General features: G+C 44.8%; 20 protein-coding genes. 5 read left to right on the top strand and 15 right to left on the bottom strand.

The features are described from left to right. Positions 1-2 precede the first annotated feature (2 nt). The 13 genes from flgL to ACED46_RS04700 form a co-directional block, all read right to left on the bottom strand. Positions 3-1,193: a flagellar hook-associated protein FlgL gene (gene flgL / locus ACED46_RS04760; protein WP_017064129.1), complete on the bottom strand. Its 1,191-nt coding sequence runs from the start codon at positions 1,191-1,193 to the stop codon at positions 3-5. Positions 1,194-1,203: 10 nt separating this feature from the next. Continuing rightward, positions 1,204-3,084: a flagellar hook-associated protein FlgK gene (gene flgK / locus ACED46_RS04755; RefSeq protein WP_371720993.1), complete on the bottom strand. Its 1,881-nt coding sequence runs from the start codon at positions 3,082-3,084 to the stop codon at positions 1,204-1,206. A 220-nt stretch (positions 3,085-3,304) separates the two neighbouring features. Then, positions 3,305-4,222: a flagellar assembly peptidoglycan hydrolase FlgJ gene (gene flgJ, locus ACED46_RS04750; RefSeq protein WP_017064131.1), complete on the bottom strand. Its 918-nt coding sequence runs from the start codon at positions 4,220-4,222 to the stop codon at positions 3,305-3,307. A gap of 10 nt (positions 4,223-4,232) precedes the next feature. Then, a complete protein-coding gene (locus ACED46_RS04745) occupies positions 4,233-5,324 on the bottom strand; it encodes a flagellar basal body P-ring protein FlgI (protein ID WP_017062257.1) in 1,092 nt (363 codons plus the stop codon). A 94-nt stretch (positions 5,325-5,418) separates the two neighbouring features. Further along, a complete protein-coding gene (gene flgH, locus ACED46_RS04740) occupies positions 5,419-6,195 on the bottom strand; it encodes a flagellar basal body L-ring protein FlgH (protein ID WP_017064132.1) in 777 nt (258 codons plus the stop codon). An 88-nt stretch (positions 6,196-6,283) separates the two neighbouring features. Then, on the bottom strand, positions 6,284-7,072 hold the full coding sequence (gene flgG / locus ACED46_RS04735; protein WP_017062259.1) for a flagellar basal-body rod protein FlgG: 789 nt from the start codon (positions 7,070-7,072) through the stop codon (positions 6,284-6,286). A 21-nt stretch (positions 7,073-7,093) separates the two neighbouring features. Further along, complete coding sequence (gene flgF / locus ACED46_RS04730) at positions 7,094-7,843, bottom strand: flagellar basal-body rod protein FlgF (protein ID WP_017056855.1); 750 nt, start codon at positions 7,841-7,843, stop codon at positions 7,094-7,096. Between the two features lie 251 nt (positions 7,844-8,094). After that, entirely contained in the window at positions 8,095-9,399 is a 1,305-nt protein-coding gene (gene flgE, locus ACED46_RS04725) for a flagellar hook protein FlgE (RefSeq protein ID WP_017062260.1), read from the bottom strand. A 49-nt stretch (positions 9,400-9,448) separates the two neighbouring features. After that, complete coding sequence (gene flgD, locus ACED46_RS04720; RefSeq protein WP_010439286.1) at positions 9,449-10,162, bottom strand: flagellar hook assembly protein FlgD; 714 nt, start codon at positions 10,160-10,162, stop codon at positions 9,449-9,451. A gap of 17 nt (positions 10,163-10,179) precedes the next feature. Beyond that, the gene (flgC, locus tag ACED46_RS04715; protein ID WP_004736176.1) at positions 10,180-10,593 is read right to left on the bottom strand and encodes a flagellar basal body rod protein FlgC; all 414 of its coding nucleotides are present in this window, start codon (positions 10,591-10,593) and stop codon (positions 10,180-10,182) included. A 4-nt stretch (positions 10,594-10,597) separates the two neighbouring features. Next, positions 10,598-10,993: a flagellar basal body rod protein FlgB gene (gene flgB, locus ACED46_RS04710; protein WP_004736175.1), complete on the bottom strand. Its 396-nt coding sequence runs from the start codon at positions 10,991-10,993 to the stop codon at positions 10,598-10,600. Positions 10,994-11,248: 255 nt separating this feature from the next. Further along, positions 11,249-12,076, bottom strand: a complete 828-nt coding sequence (locus ACED46_RS04705; protein WP_004736174.1) for a protein-glutamate O-methyltransferase — start codon at positions 12,074-12,076, stop codon at positions 11,249-11,251. A gap of 11 nt (positions 12,077-12,087) precedes the next feature. After that, positions 12,088-13,014, bottom strand: coding sequence for a chemotaxis protein CheV (locus tag ACED46_RS04700; RefSeq protein ID WP_017066180.1), 927 nt, complete (start codon positions 13,012-13,014; stop codon positions 12,088-12,090). 77 nt (positions 13,015-13,091) lie between these two features. Here ACED46_RS04700 and flgA point away from each other — a divergent pair, with 77 nt between their 5' ends. From flgA to ACED46_RS04685, 3 genes are all read left to right on the top strand, one after another. Continuing rightward, positions 13,092-13,838, top strand: coding sequence for a flagellar basal body P-ring formation chaperone FlgA (gene flgA / locus ACED46_RS04695; protein ID WP_017064135.1), 747 nt, complete (start codon positions 13,092-13,094; stop codon positions 13,836-13,838). Positions 13,839-14,016: 178 nt separating this feature from the next. Then, positions 14,017-14,334: a flagellar biosynthesis anti-sigma factor FlgM gene (gene flgM / locus ACED46_RS04690; RefSeq protein WP_017062263.1), complete on the top strand. Its 318-nt coding sequence runs from the start codon at positions 14,017-14,019 to the stop codon at positions 14,332-14,334. 66 nt (positions 14,335-14,400) lie between these two features. Next, the gene (locus ACED46_RS04685; RefSeq protein WP_371720992.1) at positions 14,401-14,826 is read left to right on the top strand and encodes a flagella synthesis protein FlgN; all 426 of its coding nucleotides are present in this window, start codon (positions 14,401-14,403) and stop codon (positions 14,824-14,826) included. Positions 14,827-15,083: 257 nt separating this feature from the next. Here ACED46_RS04685 and flgP read toward each other — a convergent pair whose 3' ends face one another. Next, complete coding sequence (flgP, locus tag ACED46_RS04680; RefSeq protein ID WP_102428633.1) at positions 15,084-15,515, bottom strand: flagellar assembly lipoprotein FlgP; 432 nt, start codon at positions 15,513-15,515, stop codon at positions 15,084-15,086. Between the two features lie 9 nt (positions 15,516-15,524). Beyond that, positions 15,525-16,160, bottom strand: a complete 636-nt coding sequence (locus tag ACED46_RS04675) for a FlgO family outer membrane protein (protein ID WP_017064137.1) — start codon at positions 16,158-16,160, stop codon at positions 15,525-15,527. Between the two features lie 192 nt (positions 16,161-16,352). On the opposite strand from ACED46_RS04675, the gene ACED46_RS04670 reads away from it, so the two are divergent. Beyond that, entirely contained in the window at positions 16,353-17,486 is a 1,134-nt protein-coding gene (locus ACED46_RS04670; protein WP_371720991.1) for a flagellar assembly protein FlgT, read from the top strand. Positions 17,487-17,625: 139 nt separating this feature from the next. Further along, on the top strand, positions 17,626-18,132 hold the full coding sequence (locus ACED46_RS04665) for a hypothetical protein (protein WP_017062268.1): 507 nt from the start codon (positions 17,626-17,628) through the stop codon (positions 18,130-18,132). The last annotated feature ends 236 nt before the right edge of the window (positions 18,133-18,368 follow it).

Here is an 18,368-nt window from a genome sequence, read left to right as displayed (position 1 = left end):
CATTAAATATAGTTAAACAAGGTCAGGTCTTTGGTTTTACCAAACGCTTGTTGAGAAGCTTGCAATGCTCGAGAGTTTTCATTGAACTCAATGATCGCTTTCGAGTAATCCAAGTCTTCAAAGTTGCTTTTTGCTTTTGCTAAAGACAACTTGAAATCTTCATGTTGTTGCTCTTGAATATCCAAAGTACTCAAGCGTGCACCAACATCGGTTCTTGCCTTGGTCAAATGGATAAACGCAGCGTGGAACTCTTCAGTTACTTGGTGCAGTTTCGCTGTTGCTGATGCATCCGATACCGGGTTTTCAGCCTGCTCAGCAGCCTCTTTGAACGTATCAAAGATAGAGAAAGTCTCTCGTGGTTCTAAGGTGATCGAATCACCTTTAGTGATTTGGCCTTTGATTTGAATATTCAGCCCTTCATAAACAATGCCTGTCGAAGGATCAAAATCTTCAGCCGCAACCACTGCGCCGTCTTTTTCAAGCTGATAAGCGAAATTGCCCGTCTGCATGTCGACAAACGTCACTTTATAAGTAGACCCATCTTCATCGCTGTTGGTCGCACGCCCGAGCAATAACTCAGACGCAGGTTCAAGCTCGTACTGAGGTTCGTAGTCACCGAACGGGTTGTCTATTTCCATAAACATCTTGCTGCCCGGATCATTCATTGCCATTTCAAAGCTGCTTGCCACACGCATCTTGCGTTGGTAGTCATCACCTTGATATGTCACATTCCCTTCGTTATCTCGAAAGAAAGGCTGATTTTTCGGCTTAGTGCCTGCAAACGTGTAGTTACCCGACTCATCTTGAGAGTTGGCTAAATGCAGGAAGTTATTCGCCAGTTCTTGAATTTCACGCTTCTTAGCTAAACGGTCTTCCGGAGAAAGCGCACCGTTGATCATTTCCATCACGGTTCGTTTTGCTTCATCAGCAAAGCCTTCAGTGTTAGAAACCAATACTTCATGATGCTCAAGACGGTTTCTGACTAGAGTAATCGCATCGACATACTGTTTAAGCTGTTCTGACTGCTGACCAATGTTCTGTAAATAGTGCGTCGCTAATGGGTCATCACTTGGCGACTGTAACTTCTTACCCGAAGCAAGTTGTGCTTGGTTGTGATGCACCTTGTTCTCTTGACGGCGCAAGTCGTTTTGTACTGACTGATAATTATGGAAGCTAGAGATACGATTCAACATTTATACCTTCCTATCTCAGAGCCAAAATAGTGTTAAACGTATCGTTGGCTGCTTGCATGATACGTGAAGAAGCCATATACGCTTGCTGAAATTTCATCATGTTTGCCGCTTCTTCATCGAGGTTTACTCCCGAGATAGAAGCAATACGTTCTTGAGCCGACTGTTTTTCTAATGTCGCAATATCACTCAGGCGATTTGCCGTTGAAGACTTCAAGCCTGTATTAGTATTCAAGTTGTGGTAAAGGTCTAAAATCGTAGACTCACCATCATTCAACAGCTTTCCTGTTTGAAGATCTTGTAGCTTACGCAGGTTACCGTTGTCACCTTCTGATGGGACAAGGTTTGCCGTAAACTTATCATTTGCCACCGCACCGGGTGTGAGCTCAAACGTTGTACCGTTGATGGTCACTGGCCCTTGTGGCGGATACGGTTGAGGCTGCATTAAAATGTTACCCTTCGGATCCGTCACAGCAAACTGCTCACCTTTTGGTGAGACAATCACTTCAAACTCACGCAGTTGACCTGCTTCTAGGATTTTAAATCCCGCTGTACCCTTGGCAAACGTGGTCGATGCCTCATAACTTTGCGCAGCAATGTCTTTCGGGTCTTTGGTTTCCATATGAATCTGCGCAGCAAAATTACGCGTTGGACGCAGTAACAGTTTCTCTCCTAGTTCAGGAGGGTTACGTACTTCCACTCGCATGCCATCAAGATAAAAAGCACTACCGCTAGAGTCGGTCGCCATCTTAACGGTCTCACCGTTCGGCTTAGTCACGACATAATCACTGCCATCGTATTTCAGTCCATACTCACCGCCTTTTAAGGCAGAAGTATCATCAATGTATACCGCAACATCGGCTTTCGATTGCCCGCTAGCCGTGACACGAGATTTTGCCACCAGCTCTGAGTTCACGTCGGTAAACAAGTCCTTACCTACGTTGCCGTTAAGATCCAAACCTTGTTCTTGAAGACTATTGACCTCATATGAAAACGCGGTCGCCAAACGACCAAGCTCATCCATGATTGCTGGGATATGTTCGTCACGCATGTCTAGCATGGCGCCGATTTTTCCGTCGATATCACTGCTGGTGATCGGTTTTAAAGACTTACCTTCAACAATCGCTAGGCGGCGCTGATGTACATCGGGTAAGCCATCAACCATCTTCAGCTGACTCGCTTCACTACCAGAGACCAAGGTATGGCCATTACCAATATGGACATTAAACCCTTCGGCATTTGAGCGTGGTGTCACCGTAACTTTGGTGTAACCAGAAAGCTCATTAATCAACTTTTCATGCTGATCTCGTAGGTCATTATGAGGCCCAGGAGTTCGCATCATTAAACGCTGAACATCACGGATCTCGTACGCAAGTTGGTTAACTCGCTCGATACCCATATCTAATTTTTTATTCGTAGAATCAGACTGTTGACGAACTGTTTCATGAAATTCATTCAAGGTTTTAGTTACAAGCCCTGCTTTCTCTAACACGACCTTACGCGCACCCACATCATTTGGGGTATCGGCGAGAGTCTTAACGGAATCAAACCATTCGTTGAGGTTTTCTGGAATCTTCTTTGAAGCGACCGACGACAACATGCTCGACAACATATCGAGGTTGGCTTCGGTATCGCCTTTGTTGGCGGCATTGGTTGTCGATAAGTTAAGTTCTTTGACGGCAAACTGATCCCAAGAGCGGCGAACATTTTCCACATGTACCCCCATACCGTAGGATTGCCCACCGTACTGGCGCGGGTCATTCACACCTTGAATCACAGACTGGCGGCTATAGCCCTCTGTGTTAGCGTTAGAAATGTTATGACCTGTGGTGTTGAGCTGTCTCTGAGCCGTAAGAACACTTTGTGCCCCTACATTCAGAAGATCCGACGCCATAATGCCCCCAAAAAACTTAACAAAACCAGAATGAACTGATTAACTACAACCGTATATTACTAAGATAAATGCAATATATGCGCCAACAAAAACAATAGGAAATTAAAAGACGATAATTTATTGAAGTGTAAGGAGATAACTATGGATTACGCGTAAGAACTGAAGGGGCGGAGAAGAAAAGAGCCTGCCAGTAGCAAGCTCTCTATGTTGATTTATGACGCTAGTTCATCTCATCAATCTTGGCTTTAACTCGTAAAACCTTGTCTGCATAGTTAGGGTCAGTTGCGTAACCAGCCTGATGAATACCTTTGATGAAATTCTCTGAATTGCCTTGATGCTGTAGCGCCGTTTCGTATCTTGGATTTTCGTTCAAGAACTTCACGTAATCATTAAAGCTATCTTCGAAATTAGAGTAAGAACGGAAGGAAGCTGACTCTTTAACGGCGGTTTTGCCATGGAACTCAAGAGTTTGAGTCGCGACCTTATCGCCCTTCCAACTTCTATCTGCTTTGATGTTAAATAAGTTATTGCTGTTGCCCAAAGAGTTCTTAACCATTTTAGAACCCCAACCCGTTTCAAGGGCAGCTTGTGCCAATAGAAGAGACGAGTCCACACCAAGCGCACTTGCCGCTTTTTCCGCGTAAGGCTTCATTGAGGTCACAAACGATTCTGGAGAATCAAAGGATACTGGCTGTTTTGCTGCTTGCGCAGGTTGAACGTCTGACGCTCGCTCTTCCGAACGGCCTGAATATTGCGGTCTTTGCAATGAAGCATCAAAGCCTTCACTGCGAACCTTCTCTTCAGACGTATCGCTTGCTTGGCCAGCGCTTAGTTGAGCCACGATCATATCTGCAAGACCTAATGAACCTGAAGCGCTTAACTCACTCGCCATTTGGTCATCTTGCATCTGACGATAGAACTGCTCGTTCTGGCTGTTCAACATATCCGACTTAAAGCTCGAGTTAGCATCGCGCATTGACTTAAACAACATCGAGGTGAAAATCGATTCAAACTGTTTTGCCGCCGCGGTTAATGCTTCTTTCTCGCTACCTTCTTCACCGTTTACCGCTTGTTGACGAAGACGGTCTAAACTACCGATGTCGTGAATAAAGCCGATGTCATTGTTATTCTTAATCATGCTTTATTCCTTAGATAATGATCAATTGGCCTTCAATCGCACCCGCTTGTTTCAGTGCTTGAAGGATTGCCATTAAATCAGAAGGTGCAGCGCCCACTTCATTGACTGCGCGTACCAAATCGTCCAGCGTTAGGCCAGGTTCAAATTTGAACATCTTACCATCGCCTTCCGTGATTTCGATATCAGAATCAGGGACCACTACCGTTTGGCCACCAGAGAATGCATTCGGTTGGCTTACGTTTAGATTTTCTTTAATTGCAACCGTCATACCACCGTGGGTGACCGCCGCCGCTTTTAGGCGAACGTGCTTACCAACCACAATCGTACCTGTACGAGAGTTGACGATGATTTTTGCAGAGCCTTCAGCAGGGTCGAACTCGATGTTTTCGATAGCCGACAAGAATGCTACACGCTGGCTGATTTCACGCGGTGCACGAACTTTTACTGAAGTTGCGTCTACCGCTGAAGCCATTTGTGGGCCTAGGAAATTATTAACCGCATCAGCCATACGCTGAGCCGTTGTGAAATCTGATTGGATTAGGTTGAAGGTGATGTAGTCACCACGACCGAATGGCGTTGGGATCTCTTGTTCAACCGTCGCACCGCTAGAGATGATACCAACGTTAGGGTTGTTACCGACAATCTTAGAACCGTCGTTACCTTGTGCACTAAAGCCACTTACCACCAAGTTACCCTGCGCGACCGCATACACTTGACCGTCTAGACCTTTCAAGAAGGTCTGTAGCAAGGTACCACCACGAAGGCTTTTTGCTGAACCGATAGAAGAAACGGTTACGTCAACTTCTTGGCCTTGCTTAGAGAATGCTGGCAGTTCAGCAGTCACAATAACAGCCGCGACGTTTTTGGTTTTTGGCTTAGTGCCGGGCGGCAATTGGATGCCAAAATTTTGCAGCATTGCGTTAAATGTTTGATCGGTAAAGGGAGTTGTCTCACCAGTACCCGGCAAGCCCGTGACCAAACCATAACCGACAAGTTGGTTACTACGAACACCCGCCACTTTTGCCACGTCTTTGATTCGCGCAGCATGGGCACTGGTGGCAAGAAATAGCATGCCGAATAGTACGAGTGTCAGTTTTTTCATTGAGTAACCTGTCTGTATTGCTTTAATTTATAATAGCTTAGCTAAATGTGGCTCAGTGATAGAGGCTGTCAGTATGTCGTCGTCCTATCAAGCTCTACAGAGATACATTAAAGAATCGTGCCAAGAATCCAGGCTCTTGCATATCTTTCTGTACGCCAGTCCCTGAGTACTGAATTCGTGCGTTAGAAACACGGTTTGAAGCAATGGTATTTTCGAAGTCAATATCGTCTGGACGGATGGTACCGCTTAGGCGGATGTACTCATCGCCGGTGTTCAGTGTCATCCACTTCTCACCACGAACCACTAGGTTGCCATTAGCTAATACTTCGATGACTTCAACGGTAATGTAGCCGCTGATGCTGTTACTTTGGTTGGCTGACGCATCACCAGCAAAAGTATTGGTGTTACTCAGATCATAAGAGAAGTTGTACTTATCGATCGTCAGCTCTTGACCACCAACAGCCAGCGGCTCCATTGATGCATCATTCGACTTAGACATGTCTGCGTTGGCTTTTTTGGTCGCTCGAGTATTCTCATCTAGCGCTACAGTGATGATGTCACCAATACCACGAGGCTTTGAGTCGTCATACATGCTGCCAATGTGGTTCACATTAAACAGTGAGCCCGTTGCCGCTGCGTAATGCTCTGGTTTCTGCTTGGGGTTGATTGGCGCCCATGCAGGGTCACCAGCAATTGGATCGGTTCGCCCACGAAGCGTGTCAATAATGCCAGAGCTCTCTTGCGCCGACTTATCACCTTCCACAGCATCAACCACTGTGGTTGCATTTTCTTCTGCCGGAGTCTCGATCGGGTCCAGAACAGCACATCCCGACATAGACATAAACAAAGCTAAACAAAAAATACGTTTCATGGCGATATACTCTCAGCAGGCAGTGGTAAATGGGTCAATTAGCAAAAACAGATAGATTAATTAAAAAAGTAAACGGCGAATAAACCAATTACAGCTGTTGGTTAACAAAGCTCATCATCTTGTCTACTGACGAGATAACTTTCGAATTCATTTCGTATACACGCTGAGCTTCAATCATGTTTACCAGCTCTTCGGTTACGTTTACGTTCGATGTTTCTAGCATCGATTGGCGGATGTTACCCAGGCCATCAAAACCCGGTACACCCTCTTGTGGGTCGCCACTCGCGCCAGTTGGCAAATAAAGGTTTTGACCTACTGGCTCTAGACCACCTGGGTTTACAAAGTCAGTAATGGTAATTTGACCAACCACGACGTTGTTTTGCTCGCCACGTAGACGAACCGATACTTCACCGTCGTTACCAACCGTTACCGAGATCGCGTCTTCAGGAATCACAATTTCTGGTTGTAGAGGATAACCTTGGCCCGACGTTACGATCGCGCCTTCACCGTTCAGTGTGAACTGACCATTGCGGCTGTAACCTGTTTCACCGTCTGGCATTTCAACTTGGAAGAAACCGTCGCCTTCAATCATCATGTCTAGGCTGTTAGATGTCGTTTGTGCGTTACCGTGAGTGTGCACTTTTTGAGTCGCGACGACCTTAGAACCGGCACCCAGCATCAAACCACTTGGCAGCTCAGTATTCTGAGACGATTGACCACCCGGTTGATTAATATTCTGGTAGAACAGATCTTCAAATACCGCGCGGCTCTTTTTAAAACCAATGGTTGAGGCGTTGGCAAGGTTGTTCGAAATCGTTGAGATATTGGTTTGTTGGGCGTCTAAACCCGTTTTACTTACCCATAATGCTGGATGCATAGCAATGTCCTTTAAATTCTATTAGCTCATACGAAGCAGTGAATCAGACGACTTGTCCATTTCCTCTGCTGTGCTCATCATTTTGACCTGCATTTCAAACTGACGTTGTAAGTCAATTAGGCTGGTCATTTCACCTACGGCATTTACGTTACTGCCTTCGATAGCACCTTTTAGCAACGTTACCGCTGCATCTGCTTCGTATGCCTGATCTGGGTTTTTCGAACGGAATAGACCATTCGTGTCTTTAAACAAACTTTGGTTGTCTGGACGTACAAGCTTAATACGATCAACCACGGCCAATTCTTCAGCTGGAGCGCCTTGAGGAATCACCGAAATCGTACCGTCTGTACCAATTTCTACTTTGCTGATTGGGATTGGCAGCGTGATTGGTGCATCGTTTTCACCAAGCACTAAGTGACCGCTTGCGTTGGTTAGTAAACCGTTTTGGTCAACCCTTAGGTTACCGTTACGTGTTAAACCTTCACGGCCAGTATTGTCCATCACTGAAATCCAACCATCACCTTGAATGGTAACGTCTAGATCTCGGCCAGTAGTAACCACACTACCCTGAGCGAAATTATGACCCGGACGCTCTGTCATGCTGAAAACACGAGTAGGCATGCCTTCGCCATACGCTTGCATTGAACGTGCCTGTGCTAAATCAGCACGGAAACCCGTTGTACTTACGTTGGCAAGGTTGTTTGCACGTAGCTGCAAAGCTTGCATATTTTGCTTAGCGCCACTCATGGCAAGAAACAGTGCGCGATCCATAATTTTGCTCCAAAAATCATCTTCTGGGGCTAATAAAGCAAACACTGTGCCAATATTTTTAACTGTTATTTATCAATAATTTAAATAGAAAACGAACAAGAAGGGTGATCATCAAAGGATCATTGAGGAAGAATTGTTGCCAGTGGCATTACCGGGCGGCAATAGGGGCGGCAAATAAAAAGACAAACAACAATACCCAATTCAATAACATTGAATTGGGTATTCGCAGATGATTCAAACGCTTTAAACGATTAACGAATCTGAAGAATATTCTGTTGTAGCTGGTTGTGTACTTCTAGAGAACGCGAGTTCGCCTGGAAGTTACGTTGAGCAGAAATCAAATCAACCAGTTCTTGAGTCATATCGATGTTCGACTGCTCTAGCGAGCCGTTGTTGATGCTACCAAATGAACCTTTGTTCGATTCACCCCAGATCTTGTCACCAGAGTCGTTGGTAGAATCCCATTGAGTACCGCCTTTCTTATCCAGACCTTGCTCATTTGGTACACGAACCAAGCCTACACGGCCAAGCATCACGTTTTCACCATTTGAATAAGTACCTAGAACACTGCCGTACTCATCGAAATCGATTTTTGTTAAGAAACCTGTTGTCGCGCCATCTTCATCAAACTTAGTCAATTCAAACGGAGCGGCAAACTGAGTTGACGAATCTAGACCAAACTTAAGCACTTGAGTTGGATCAGCACCGTTCAAGTCAATTGGGTTCGCGCCAGCACCCAGTGGTTCCGAGTTAATCGGCTGACCATTGTTTAGGCTTGCTAACGTACCGTCATTGTTGAACTTCATTGTGTGACCAACATGACCTTGTGCATTCGTCGCATCACCACCAGTAATGTTGACCGGCTTTTCACCGTTCTCATCTGACATGGTGTAGTACGTTTGCCAAGTGTTTGGTTGAGTCTGATCTTTGAGGTAGTAAGTCGTTAACTTGTAAGACTGACCCATAGAATCGTATACCGTCGAAGACGTTGCACGGTTATAAGTATCAGCATCTTTGAAGTTAAATGCAGCCGGGTCTTTAAGATCACCGTTTGCAGGAAGGTTAACCCCTACTTCAATGTTTTCTGTCTGTTTTGGTTTACCAAACTCAGCAGGAATGTCGAGAGGCTTTGGCGCATAAGAAAGAACTTCCCCCGAGTTTGGATCAACATCGTAACCTAAAAGAAACTCATCATTAGCGGTAACCATGTAGTTGTCTTTGTTTAGGTGAAATGCACCATTACGCGTTAATTCGTTAATCTCTGGCACCATGCGGTCTTTCGATACTGCAAAGAAACCTGTACCACTTACACGTAAGTCCATTGGGTTGTTCGTATAAATACTTGAACCTTCGTGGAACTGTTGCGCCACTTGGCTAGCTTGCGCACCGCCACCTGCCGTCGTTTTTGCGTTAGTGAACAACGAGCTTGAGTAAACATCACCAAACTCGGCACGAGACTCTTTAAAGCCAAATGTGTTCGCGTTCGCAATGTTGTTACTGGTTGTATTCAGGTCTAATTGTGCAGCGGATAGACCGCTTAAAGCTACATATGACATTCCATTATTCTCCTAATCTATCTAGCTAGCATAGTCACTCAATAAAGAGCTACGCTTTACCAACTTCTAGTACTTCAGCAAGTCGTACTGGCGATGTGAAACCAGCCAGATTGAGTAGTACGTTGCCATCGCCCTTACCAAGAAGCACACTGTTCACGTTCGCATAACTGGAAACTTGGAACTCTGTGTTCTCGCCATCCAGCAAACCCGACGCTTTCACGTTGTATTTACCGGCCGGCAATGGGTTACCGTCTTCGTCTTTTCCGTCCCATTCAACACGTGTATCACCAGATGGTTTAGAGCCGATATCAAATGTGCGAACCAATTGGCCAACTTCGTTCTCAACACGGACCATTACATTGTCCATTGCCTGAGGAAGCTTAACCATTGCCGCCATACCGCCATCACCGGGTTTTACACCTGCCGCACCAGGAACCAATACATCACGCCCAACTAAAGAGGAGGCCTGAAGAGCTTGGTTAGAGGTCATTGATGAATTCAAGCTTTCAAACTGTGTATTCATTTTGCCAATGCCATCTACGGTCGCAAATGAAGCCATTTGCGCAATCATCTGGTCATTGCTAACCGGCTTGAAAGGGTCTTGTTGTGCTAGTTGCTTAGTCAACAAAGATAAGAAGTCTTCTTGTTTAAGATCCTGCTTACCTGTTGTTTCGTCGGGCTTTTTAGCGCCATCTTGAAGACTCTTCAGCTGGTCAACATAGGACAAGCCGCTTTGACCAACATTGTTGTTGATTCCAGCCATGTGCTACCTCCTTATCCTTATTGACCCATCTGCAGCGTACGCAGCAGCATTTGTTTACTCGAGTCAGCAACCTGTACGTTTGTTTGGTACGCACGTGATGCCGAAATCATGTTTGCCATTTCTTCCATAACGTTGACATTAGGCTTGTAGATATAGCCTTCGTTGTTCGCTAATGGGTGATCCGGGTTGTACTCCGCGCTTAGCGGCTTATCGCTTTCCACAATACCTAATACTTTCACAGGCACAGTGTGACCACTGTTGCGTGCTTTATTTAACTCAGCGCCGAACACTGCGTGACGAGCCTTGTAAGTTTCTTCAGCAGAACTACTTACACTGTCCGCGTTCGCAAGGTTGCTCGAGGTCGTATTTAGACGAACAGATTCAGCACTCATCGCAGAACCAGTCACATTGAATACATTGAATAAACTCATCTAATTATTCCCCTTTAATCGCTTTAGTTAAATTCTTGAACTTACTTCCTAAGAAGTCGAGAGAGGCTTGATGCCTAATTTGGTTTTGCATGAAAAGGTTTCTTTCCAAATCCAAATCAACCGTGTTGCCATCTCCTGTATCAGGTTGGGTAGGAATGCGATACTTCGTTTCCCCGTTCACCGTTGTTGAGGCAGAAATGTGCCGACCATCTGTACGGCTAAGACCAATGCTTGCCCCAGAACTTGCCGCTTGCAGTGATTTCTTAAAGTCTAATCCCTTTGCTTTATACCCAGGCGTGTTTGCTTGCGCGATATTGGTGGAAAGCACCTCAGCGTTACGCTCACGTACACCAACTGTGTGCTGGTGAATGCCCAAAGCATTGTCAAAAGAAATAGCCATGTAAACCTCAACTCAAGAACTGACTGTTATGAAATAACCAAAGCAATATATATACCAACTTTTGAAACAAGGCGGTCTATCAATGCTTTTACAGGTTACTCGTGGGTAAACTTGCAATAAACAAGCCAAAAAATAGAGTAAATTGGAATGTCACTCTGACTTAAAGATATAGCTTAAGCAGGAAAAAGAAAACCCAGCACTTGGCTGGGTTTTAAATTTAGACGGTAACCTTACACCTAATATCGGTGCCGCTCGTTACTTTAATTTGTAGATGATGCCTGGATTACAGCGAACCATTTCAAAACGATCGGTTAAGCCTGTTAACGATTCAGACGCGCCCAATAGTAAGTACCCACCAGGGTTCAGGCTATTTGCCATCTGGTTAAGTACCTTTGACTTCATATCAGGCGAGAAGTAAATCAGCACGTTACGACAGAAAATAATGTCGAACTTGCCTAACAATGCATAGCTGTCCATCAGGTTCTGAGGGCGGAAGTTCACCATGCGCTTGACGTTATCTTTCACTTTCATACGGCCATCGCCCGCATCTTCAAAGAAAGTACGACGGCGCTCTGGAGAAAGTCCACGTCCCAATGCAAGGTTGTCGTAAGCGCCAGTGCGGCACATATCCAACATACTTGCTGAGATGTCAGTTGCGGTAATCGATACATTTGGCAGCATACCTGGCTTACGAGCTTGAGTTTCAAGAATCGTCATTGCCATTGAGTATGCTTCTTGGCCTGAAGAGCTTGCCGCAGACCAAATCTTAATAGGACGTTTATTTGCCGCTATTTCCGGTAGAAGCTTATCCGCAAGTACAGCAAACGGGTAAGTATCACGGAACCAAAGTGTCTCGTTCGTCGTCATGGCATCGACAGCAGCCACACGCAGCTCACGGTTTCGACCTGTTACTACATCTCTCAACAAATCAGACAAAGAAGCTAACTTAAACTTCGTTACTAATGGGCTTAGACGACTGCGCACTAAATACTGCTTGCTGTCACCTAATACAATGCCACATTGAGATTCTAAGAAACGGCTGAAATCGCGATACTCTTGATCACTTATTGTTATAGCAGTCATTAATGTCTCTTTTAGTTAGTTAACGCAGCTTTTACAGCTGCACCAAGCTCATCTGGGTTGAATTTAGCGATGAAGGAGTTAGCTCCAACACGCTCAACCATCGCTTGGTTAAATACACCACTCAACGATGAGTGTAAAATTACGTATAAATCTTTAAGTTCGGCGTGACGACGAATCTCAGCAGTCAGCGTATATCCATCCATTTCTGGCATTTCGATATCAGAAATCACCAATGAAATCTGATCGTAAATACTGCCTTCTGATGACATCTGTATCAGCTTCTCGTAGGCTTCTTTACCATCCTTCACCGAGATAACTTCAAAACCAATCGACTCAATAGCACGTTGAACCTGCTTACGAGCAACGGTCGAGTCATCAGCAATCAAGATGCGGCGAACCAGTTCTTTCTCTTGTTCTACTTTCGCAATATCTTCAGCAATCTTGCTGTCCATTGTTTCATCAACAGGAGAAATTTCTGCAAGGATCTTCTCAACATCAAGAATTTCTACCAATTCATTATCAATGTTGGTTACCGCTGTCAGGTAGTTAGCTCTACCTGCGCCATCTGGCGGCGGAAGAATCGATTCCCAGTGCATGTTAATAATGCGCTCAACTGAACTTACCAAGAAACCTTGAATGGTTCGGTTAAACTCAGAGATAACCACAAAACACTTTTCAATATCCGTTGTAGGACGGCCACCAATCGCTAAGCTCAAGTCGATCACAGAGATCGTTTGGCCACGAATGTGTGCTACACCTTTAACCAGTGGGTTCAAGTTTGGCATCTTTGTCAGCTTAGGGCATTGCAGCACTTCTTTTACTTTAAAGACATTAATGCCGTAACGCTGACGCCCCATTAGGCGAAAGGTTAGTAATTCTAATCGGTTTTGACCGACGAGTTGCGTACGCTGATTCACCGAATCAAGAATACCCGTCATGAGCTCATCTCCATATCAAACTTTTTTGTATAAAAAGTGTTAGTCTACTGCAGGCTACGAACCACCAGAGAAACGGAATGACGTATTATAAAACAAATTTGCCACCTCTTTCCATAGCAATGTGTAGAGCTACTTTTAAAACTGTCGCTAAGTTTATCGGCATTTTATCAATATTGTTTAGTTTTTTTGTACAAGCTGCGACCCCAGAACAAATTGAGATGATTCAGTCTGCAGCGGAGCAACATATCCTTGATACAGTTGAGCAGCCACAAGGTGGCGAACTCTTTGTTAATTCAGCAAATGTTGACTCAAGAATCAAAGCGACAGACTGCCCAGTGCCTTTAGAGACCAGCGCTTCAACGACCACCAATACCCGCAGCAGTATTACGGTTTTAGTGCAATGTGTTCCTGATGAGTGGCGAGTTTATGTACCGGTGCGCCTTTCGATGTCGGTGCCTCTTGTCACCACCACTCGCTCACTCGCGAGAGGCGAAATCGTCGGTCAATACGATGTCACCACCGCTATGATTTCTCTTAACAAGTTTCGTCGCCAAGGTTTCACAGCTCCCCACCAGGTCATCGGCGCTAAGGTAAAAAAGAACCTAAGACCGGGCGATGTTGTAGAAAGAGGTGATATCTGTGTCGTGTGCCGAAACGAGAAGGTTATCATACAGGCAGTAAAAGGTGGCATGACCATTACCACCAAAGGAACTGCGCTTACCGATGGCTCTATGGGTGATCAAGTAAGAGTGAAAAATGATAAATCACAGCGTATAATTGAAGGGATTGTTACCAGCATGTCTGAAGTCACGGTTTACTTTTAACTCTTTACTTCTAAATTGACGGTATCGTTAGCGATTTCACCCTCAACTCTAACGCCAAATATAACGGCTGCGGTGTTTTGTCCCTTTTCGACTATTGAGCTAAAAATTGCTAAAGTATTCGAACCCTTGGTCGATATTGACTGTACAGGTTCCCATTTTTGAAGAAAAAGGCTTAACTATGGCAGGCATTGATAATATTCGTTCAGGGCAAACCCTAACGACCACTAACCGATCAGCAGTACGCTCTGATTCTAGTTCTGAGGCATCACGCTCTGATGTATCAACTAAATCACCAGCAAGCAAAGATGCGGTTTCACTGAGCCAACAAGGCAAAGCGATTGGTCAGCTCCACCAAGATATGGCAGCACAGCCAAGCTTTGATTCTGTGAAAGTAGCAGCGATCAAAGAAGCAATTGCGAATGGTTCATACACTGTCGATCCAGAGAAACTGGCTGACAACATGATCAAGTTCGAAGATGAATTAAAAGGCCTTTAAGAAAACACTAACTTTTCATTGAAGTTATTGTCTTAAAGTACACGAGGTTATGAATAGGTTTACGTTATGGAGGCACTAGCAGATTTAGTTAATTTTCAACTTCAAAATGCCAAAGCCTTATCTGAATTACTAAGTTCAGAGAAAACCGCTATTACGAGCCGACAATCAAACGATATTGAGCGAATCGCCAAAGAAAAAGTGGTCCTAGTTGAACAACTAAGATCAACCGATCAGCGAATCGCAGCCCATACCAATATCTCAGAACTGACCGAGAACCCTGAACTTGCTCAGTTAGTCACTAAGATCCAGTCCATAGTGCACGATTGCCAGCAAGCGAACCTTGTGAATGGCGAAGCCTTAAATCGAGCGCACCTTAGCTTCAAAAAACTCAGCAATATGATGCAGCAAAGTCACGGAAAAATTGGCATGACCTACAATGCCGGTGGTCAAACGCATACTATCTCTACGCTGGGAACCAACGTAAAAGCCTAGTTAAGTTAACTCTTCCTCTTCAGTAATACCCCTTGTTAACCGTTTATCTGTATCTCAGACTATTCCTGTCGTTATCTTTTATTAAAACACCTAATCAGCCTTTGAACGCCCTGACAAAATCGATAAACAAAAAAGCGGCAAGTATTTTCATACTTGCCGCTTTTACATTCATATTAGTTATTGGTTGCCGATACGCCATCTGGAAAACGAAAGCAGCCAATATAACTGGATAGTCCTATCGCTAGACGCCCCTTGGGCTAGAACAGCGTTTGTTGTCTCTTTTCAGGTACAGGTTGAACTTCACCGTAATTACGTAGCTGTTCCATCTTACGGATATCAAGCTGAAGCTCAGTAACATAGCTATCGCCCACAGGGTAGCTGCGTACCACTTCTGCGCCGCGGATTACGCCATCAACCGCACCAGAAGTACGTTCCGTACCAAGGCGTTGATCTTCAAGTTCTGCTCGACCGCTTACTCGCATGCCGTAAACCTGTTCAGCAAGCTCACGATAAGCATCGATCTTAGAGGCTCTCATCGCGCGGATACGTCTCTCTTCGTCGTTACGACCTTTCTGCTCACTGATACTCGCATAGCCAACAGCCACTAAGAAATCATCAGGTCTCATGCTCTGCAATGGCTGACAGCCAACAAGCAATAAAGCGGCAACAACAAACATTAACTTCTTCATCTCGAACTCCTAAGGGCGAAGAATAACAGTATAAGGCTGACTGATCGTTGGATCGGAACGAATGATCACGCCATCTTGAGTTCGAATACTGTTGAGAGTATCTAGGTCACGGCCAATACGGTCTGCAGGTAAGAAGCCTTGTGCCGTCGCCACGACAATGCGAGTTTGCATGCCAACAACACGAGCATTGACTAACACACCACCTTCTTGGCGAAGCATAGTGCCTGTCAGTACGTACTGTACGTCTTGTTCTTGAGCTAAGTCTTTCCAATCGCGGCTTAACGCAAAGTCACCTTGATGAGTCACTTGAATAGAACCTGTTGTTTTGAAATCAACAACCTTGAAGCCACGACGCTGAAACTGATGAATGAAACCTTCTGATACCGAGTTTCCTAGCCAGTTCGTTGTGTCCATGTGTTGCAGGTCAACAAACGACGTAATCGCTATCGGAGTTCTTGCTGAGATACTCGTATTCGAAATGATCAGATCTTCGGTCATACTTTCCACGAAGAAATCCATGGTATGACGAGGGCTATCCATCAACATAAACTGACTGCCTGAATATTCAGACTTGCCGTTATAGATTGGCGAATAAGCGCATGAGGTCAACAACATGACACTCATTACTACGAGCCATTTTTTCATTCTCTTATCTCCAGATAGGTTTAGTGCTCCCTGTTCCAATATGTTCTCACCATTATTCTTTTCAATGGATTACAATGTTGGAACAGTCTTTGCTTTTCATTAATGGTTCAGATTAAGAAAAACGCACTTAAGTCAGCTTCAAGCTTATAGTTATTTGTTAAGCAATATTTATACCCAACTGGTAACGAATAGATGAAAAAAATAATTTCTTACTTATTTTCAATAAGTTCACTGATAACCATAAGCTTCAGTGCTCATGCCTCTTGGTATGAGGTTACCGGTACCGCAGCCATCGTATCGTCAGAGGAAACGGCAAGGGTCCATGCTCTGGAAGACGCGGTATATAAAGCGATCCAGTTCTCAGGAGCCGACATTGGTAGCATTGCCAACCTCACGCCCTACCTCGACGCAAACAAAAAAGAGTTTCAATTTACCAATCATGAAGTGCGCTACATCTTGGTAGAAAAAGAGAAAAAACGCAGTGGCAATATAATGATCACCGCAAGGATCGATATCTATCCTTCGGCAAATGCTTGCCATGAGAGCCAATATAAGAAGACATTTTTGGTCGGCAACATCGATGTGACTTTCCCACAGCAAGCTGTAATGGGCAGAATCTATAACATCGGTGATGATTTTGGTCATGTCGTAGATCGACAGCTGGCGCAAGAGTCTCGCAGCTTTGTTTCCGTTGGCACGACCAATTACGACATCGACAAACGTCGACCTGAAGTGATCAAGATGATCGCCCAAGACACTGGCGCACAATACATCATTGGTGGCGACATTACCGATTTAACCGCGACCATCGAGTCCAAACTGTTGAAAGACGACATCATCAATCGCCAGTTTGCGTTAGAGATGCAAGTCTTCGATGGTAAAACAGGACATCAGGTTTACAACCGTAGCTATCGTGAAGTGGCAAAGTGGCCATTTGCTAAGACCAGTGAAGTCGACACCCGCAGTGCCCGTTTCTGGGCATCAACCTACGGCAGCATGATGCTGCGTGTTAGCCGTAATATTATGTTGGACTTAGAATCGGAAGTGTCATGTAAGATCACCCTTCCAGAGGTTGCAGCGGTATTTGGTAACACTGTGACCATTGATTTAGGTCGAATGCATGGCGTACAACAAGGTGACAAACTGCAACTGTGGCACACAGGTTCGTTTATCGACCAACGCGGCTTGCCACGTAATAAGGTATCTCAAAGCGATATCACACTGACCGTTTCTCGCGTTTATGAAAACGAAGCAGAACTGACGATCGACCAACCAAGCCTTGCTGGAAGCATTCAAATTGGTGATGTGATGCAGAAAATCATGTAGTTAGCGACACGCCCGCCTCACAGTTTCTAATAAAGCCTTAGCACTTTTGTTAAGGCTTTATTTTTTTCATGGGTATTAGTTTCGGTTTTGCAGTATTTGGCGTAATCTTATTAATAACATAATCATCACTTAGCAAACTATGAGTCAGAATAATCTAATTGGTGCTACCGGTTACCGCTTTATCTCGAAAGGTAAAACCGCTTTTAAGATCCACATTCATACTCCCGAAGATACGGTGTTGCATCGGTCGGTCGGTTTTGTTCGTATGGGTGAAGACAAAGCACTGAAGAAAACCATTAAATTAAGAGATGAACTGGGCAGACAGCTATGGGGCAAATTTTGGCCCAAAGTCCTCAAAGAGCCCTACCTGATGACGCGCCTGCCTCATAGTCTAGAACCCAAAATTGTATTCAAACCAAATCCAACTCAGAGTGATCCTGAACACCGCGACGAATGCTACATCGCTAAGTGGCGTGTATTCTCAGAAAACGGCGACTACAAATACAAAACTAAGGTGTGCTCCATTAGAAAGCACGGCAGACTTGCCGCTTATAGCCAAACCAAAAGGGCGCTACTGGATGCCCACAAAGATGTGATTGATCTGCTGATCTTTATGGGTCGACTAAACAGTATCGATCTGAAGTAATCATACTCTCAACAGCGCTAAAATAATCGGAACAACTAGCCAGCTTAGAAGAACGATAAACCTGATGTTCTATCGCTATTAACTATTAGAAGATCTATCGATCATTATCAGCATCGAACAATATCGTATAAGTAGAGTGACTGATCGCCCCCCTCCCCCTGAATGTTAAACGATGCAATAGAGTTGCTATATTTGATGGATCAAGGCCTTCAAACTAGAGTTTAGGCTGACCAAAA

Source organism: Vibrio sp. 1S139 (assembly GCF_041439475.1).
GTDB lineage: Bacteria > Pseudomonadota > Gammaproteobacteria > Enterobacterales > Vibrionaceae > Vibrio > Vibrio crassostreae_C.
This window is presented reverse-complemented; position numbering and strand designations above follow the sequence as displayed.

Excerpts from the sequence above, each read along its gene's own strand:
- flgC (WP_004736176.1), bottom strand. The coding sequence starts at position 10,593 with ATGAGTTTATTCAATGTATTCAATGTGACTGGTTCTGCGATGAGTGCT.
- flgE (WP_017062260.1), bottom strand. The coding sequence starts at position 9,399 with ATGTCATATGTAGCTTTAAGCGGTCTATCCGCTGCACAATTAGACCTG.
- flgD (WP_010439286.1), bottom strand. The coding sequence starts at position 10,162 with ATGGCTGGAATCAACAACAATGTTGGTCAAAGCGGCTTGTCCTATGTT.
- ACED46_RS04745 (WP_017062257.1), bottom strand. The coding sequence starts at position 5,324 with ATGAAAAAACTGACACTCGTACTATTCGGCATGCTATTTCTTGCCACC.
- flgA (WP_017064135.1), top strand. The coding sequence starts at position 13,092 with ATGACGTATTATAAAACAAATTTGCCACCTCTTTCCATAGCAATGTGT.
- ACED46_RS04705 (WP_004736174.1), bottom strand. The coding sequence starts at position 12,076 with ATGACTGCTATAACAATAAGTGATCAAGAGTATCGCGATTTCAGCCGT.
- flgP (WP_102428633.1), bottom strand. The coding sequence starts at position 15,515 with ATGAAGAAGTTAATGTTTGTTGTTGCCGCTTTATTGCTTGTTGGCTGT.
- flgH (WP_017064132.1), bottom strand. The coding sequence starts at position 6,195 with ATGAAACGTATTTTTTGTTTAGCTTTGTTTATGTCTATGTCGGGATGT.
- flgJ (WP_017064131.1), bottom strand. The coding sequence starts at position 4,222 with ATGATTAAGAATAACAATGACATCGGCTTTATTCACGACATCGGTAGT.
- flgG (WP_017062259.1), bottom strand. The coding sequence starts at position 7,072 with ATGCATCCAGCATTATGGGTAAGTAAAACGGGTTTAGACGCCCAACAA.
- ACED46_RS04675 (WP_017064137.1), bottom strand. The coding sequence starts at position 16,160 with ATGAAAAAATGGCTCGTAGTAATGAGTGTCATGTTGTTGACCTCATGC.
- ACED46_RS04665 (WP_017062268.1), top strand. The coding sequence starts at position 17,626 with ATGAGTCAGAATAATCTAATTGGTGCTACCGGTTACCGCTTTATCTCG.
- flgK (WP_371720993.1), bottom strand. The coding sequence starts at position 3,084 with ATGGCGTCGGATCTTCTGAATGTAGGGGCACAAAGTGTTCTTACGGCT.
- ACED46_RS04685 (WP_371720992.1), top strand. The coding sequence starts at position 14,401 with ATGGAGGCACTAGCAGATTTAGTTAATTTTCAACTTCAAAATGCCAAA.
- flgL (WP_017064129.1), bottom strand. The coding sequence starts at position 1,193 with ATGTTGAATCGTATCTCTAGCTTCCATAATTATCAGTCAGTACAAAAC.
- flgF (WP_017056855.1), bottom strand. The coding sequence starts at position 7,843 with ATGGATCGCGCACTGTTTCTTGCCATGAGTGGCGCTAAGCAAAATATG.
- ACED46_RS04700 (WP_017066180.1), bottom strand. The coding sequence starts at position 13,014 with ATGACGGGTATTCTTGATTCGGTGAATCAGCGTACGCAACTCGTCGGT.
- ACED46_RS04670 (WP_371720991.1), top strand. The coding sequence starts at position 16,353 with ATGAAAAAAATAATTTCTTACTTATTTTCAATAAGTTCACTGATAACC.
- flgB (WP_004736175.1), bottom strand. The coding sequence starts at position 10,993 with ATGGCTATTTCTTTTGACAATGCTTTGGGCATTCACCAGCACACAGTT.
- flgM (WP_017062263.1), top strand. The coding sequence starts at position 14,017 with ATGGCAGGCATTGATAATATTCGTTCAGGGCAAACCCTAACGACCACT.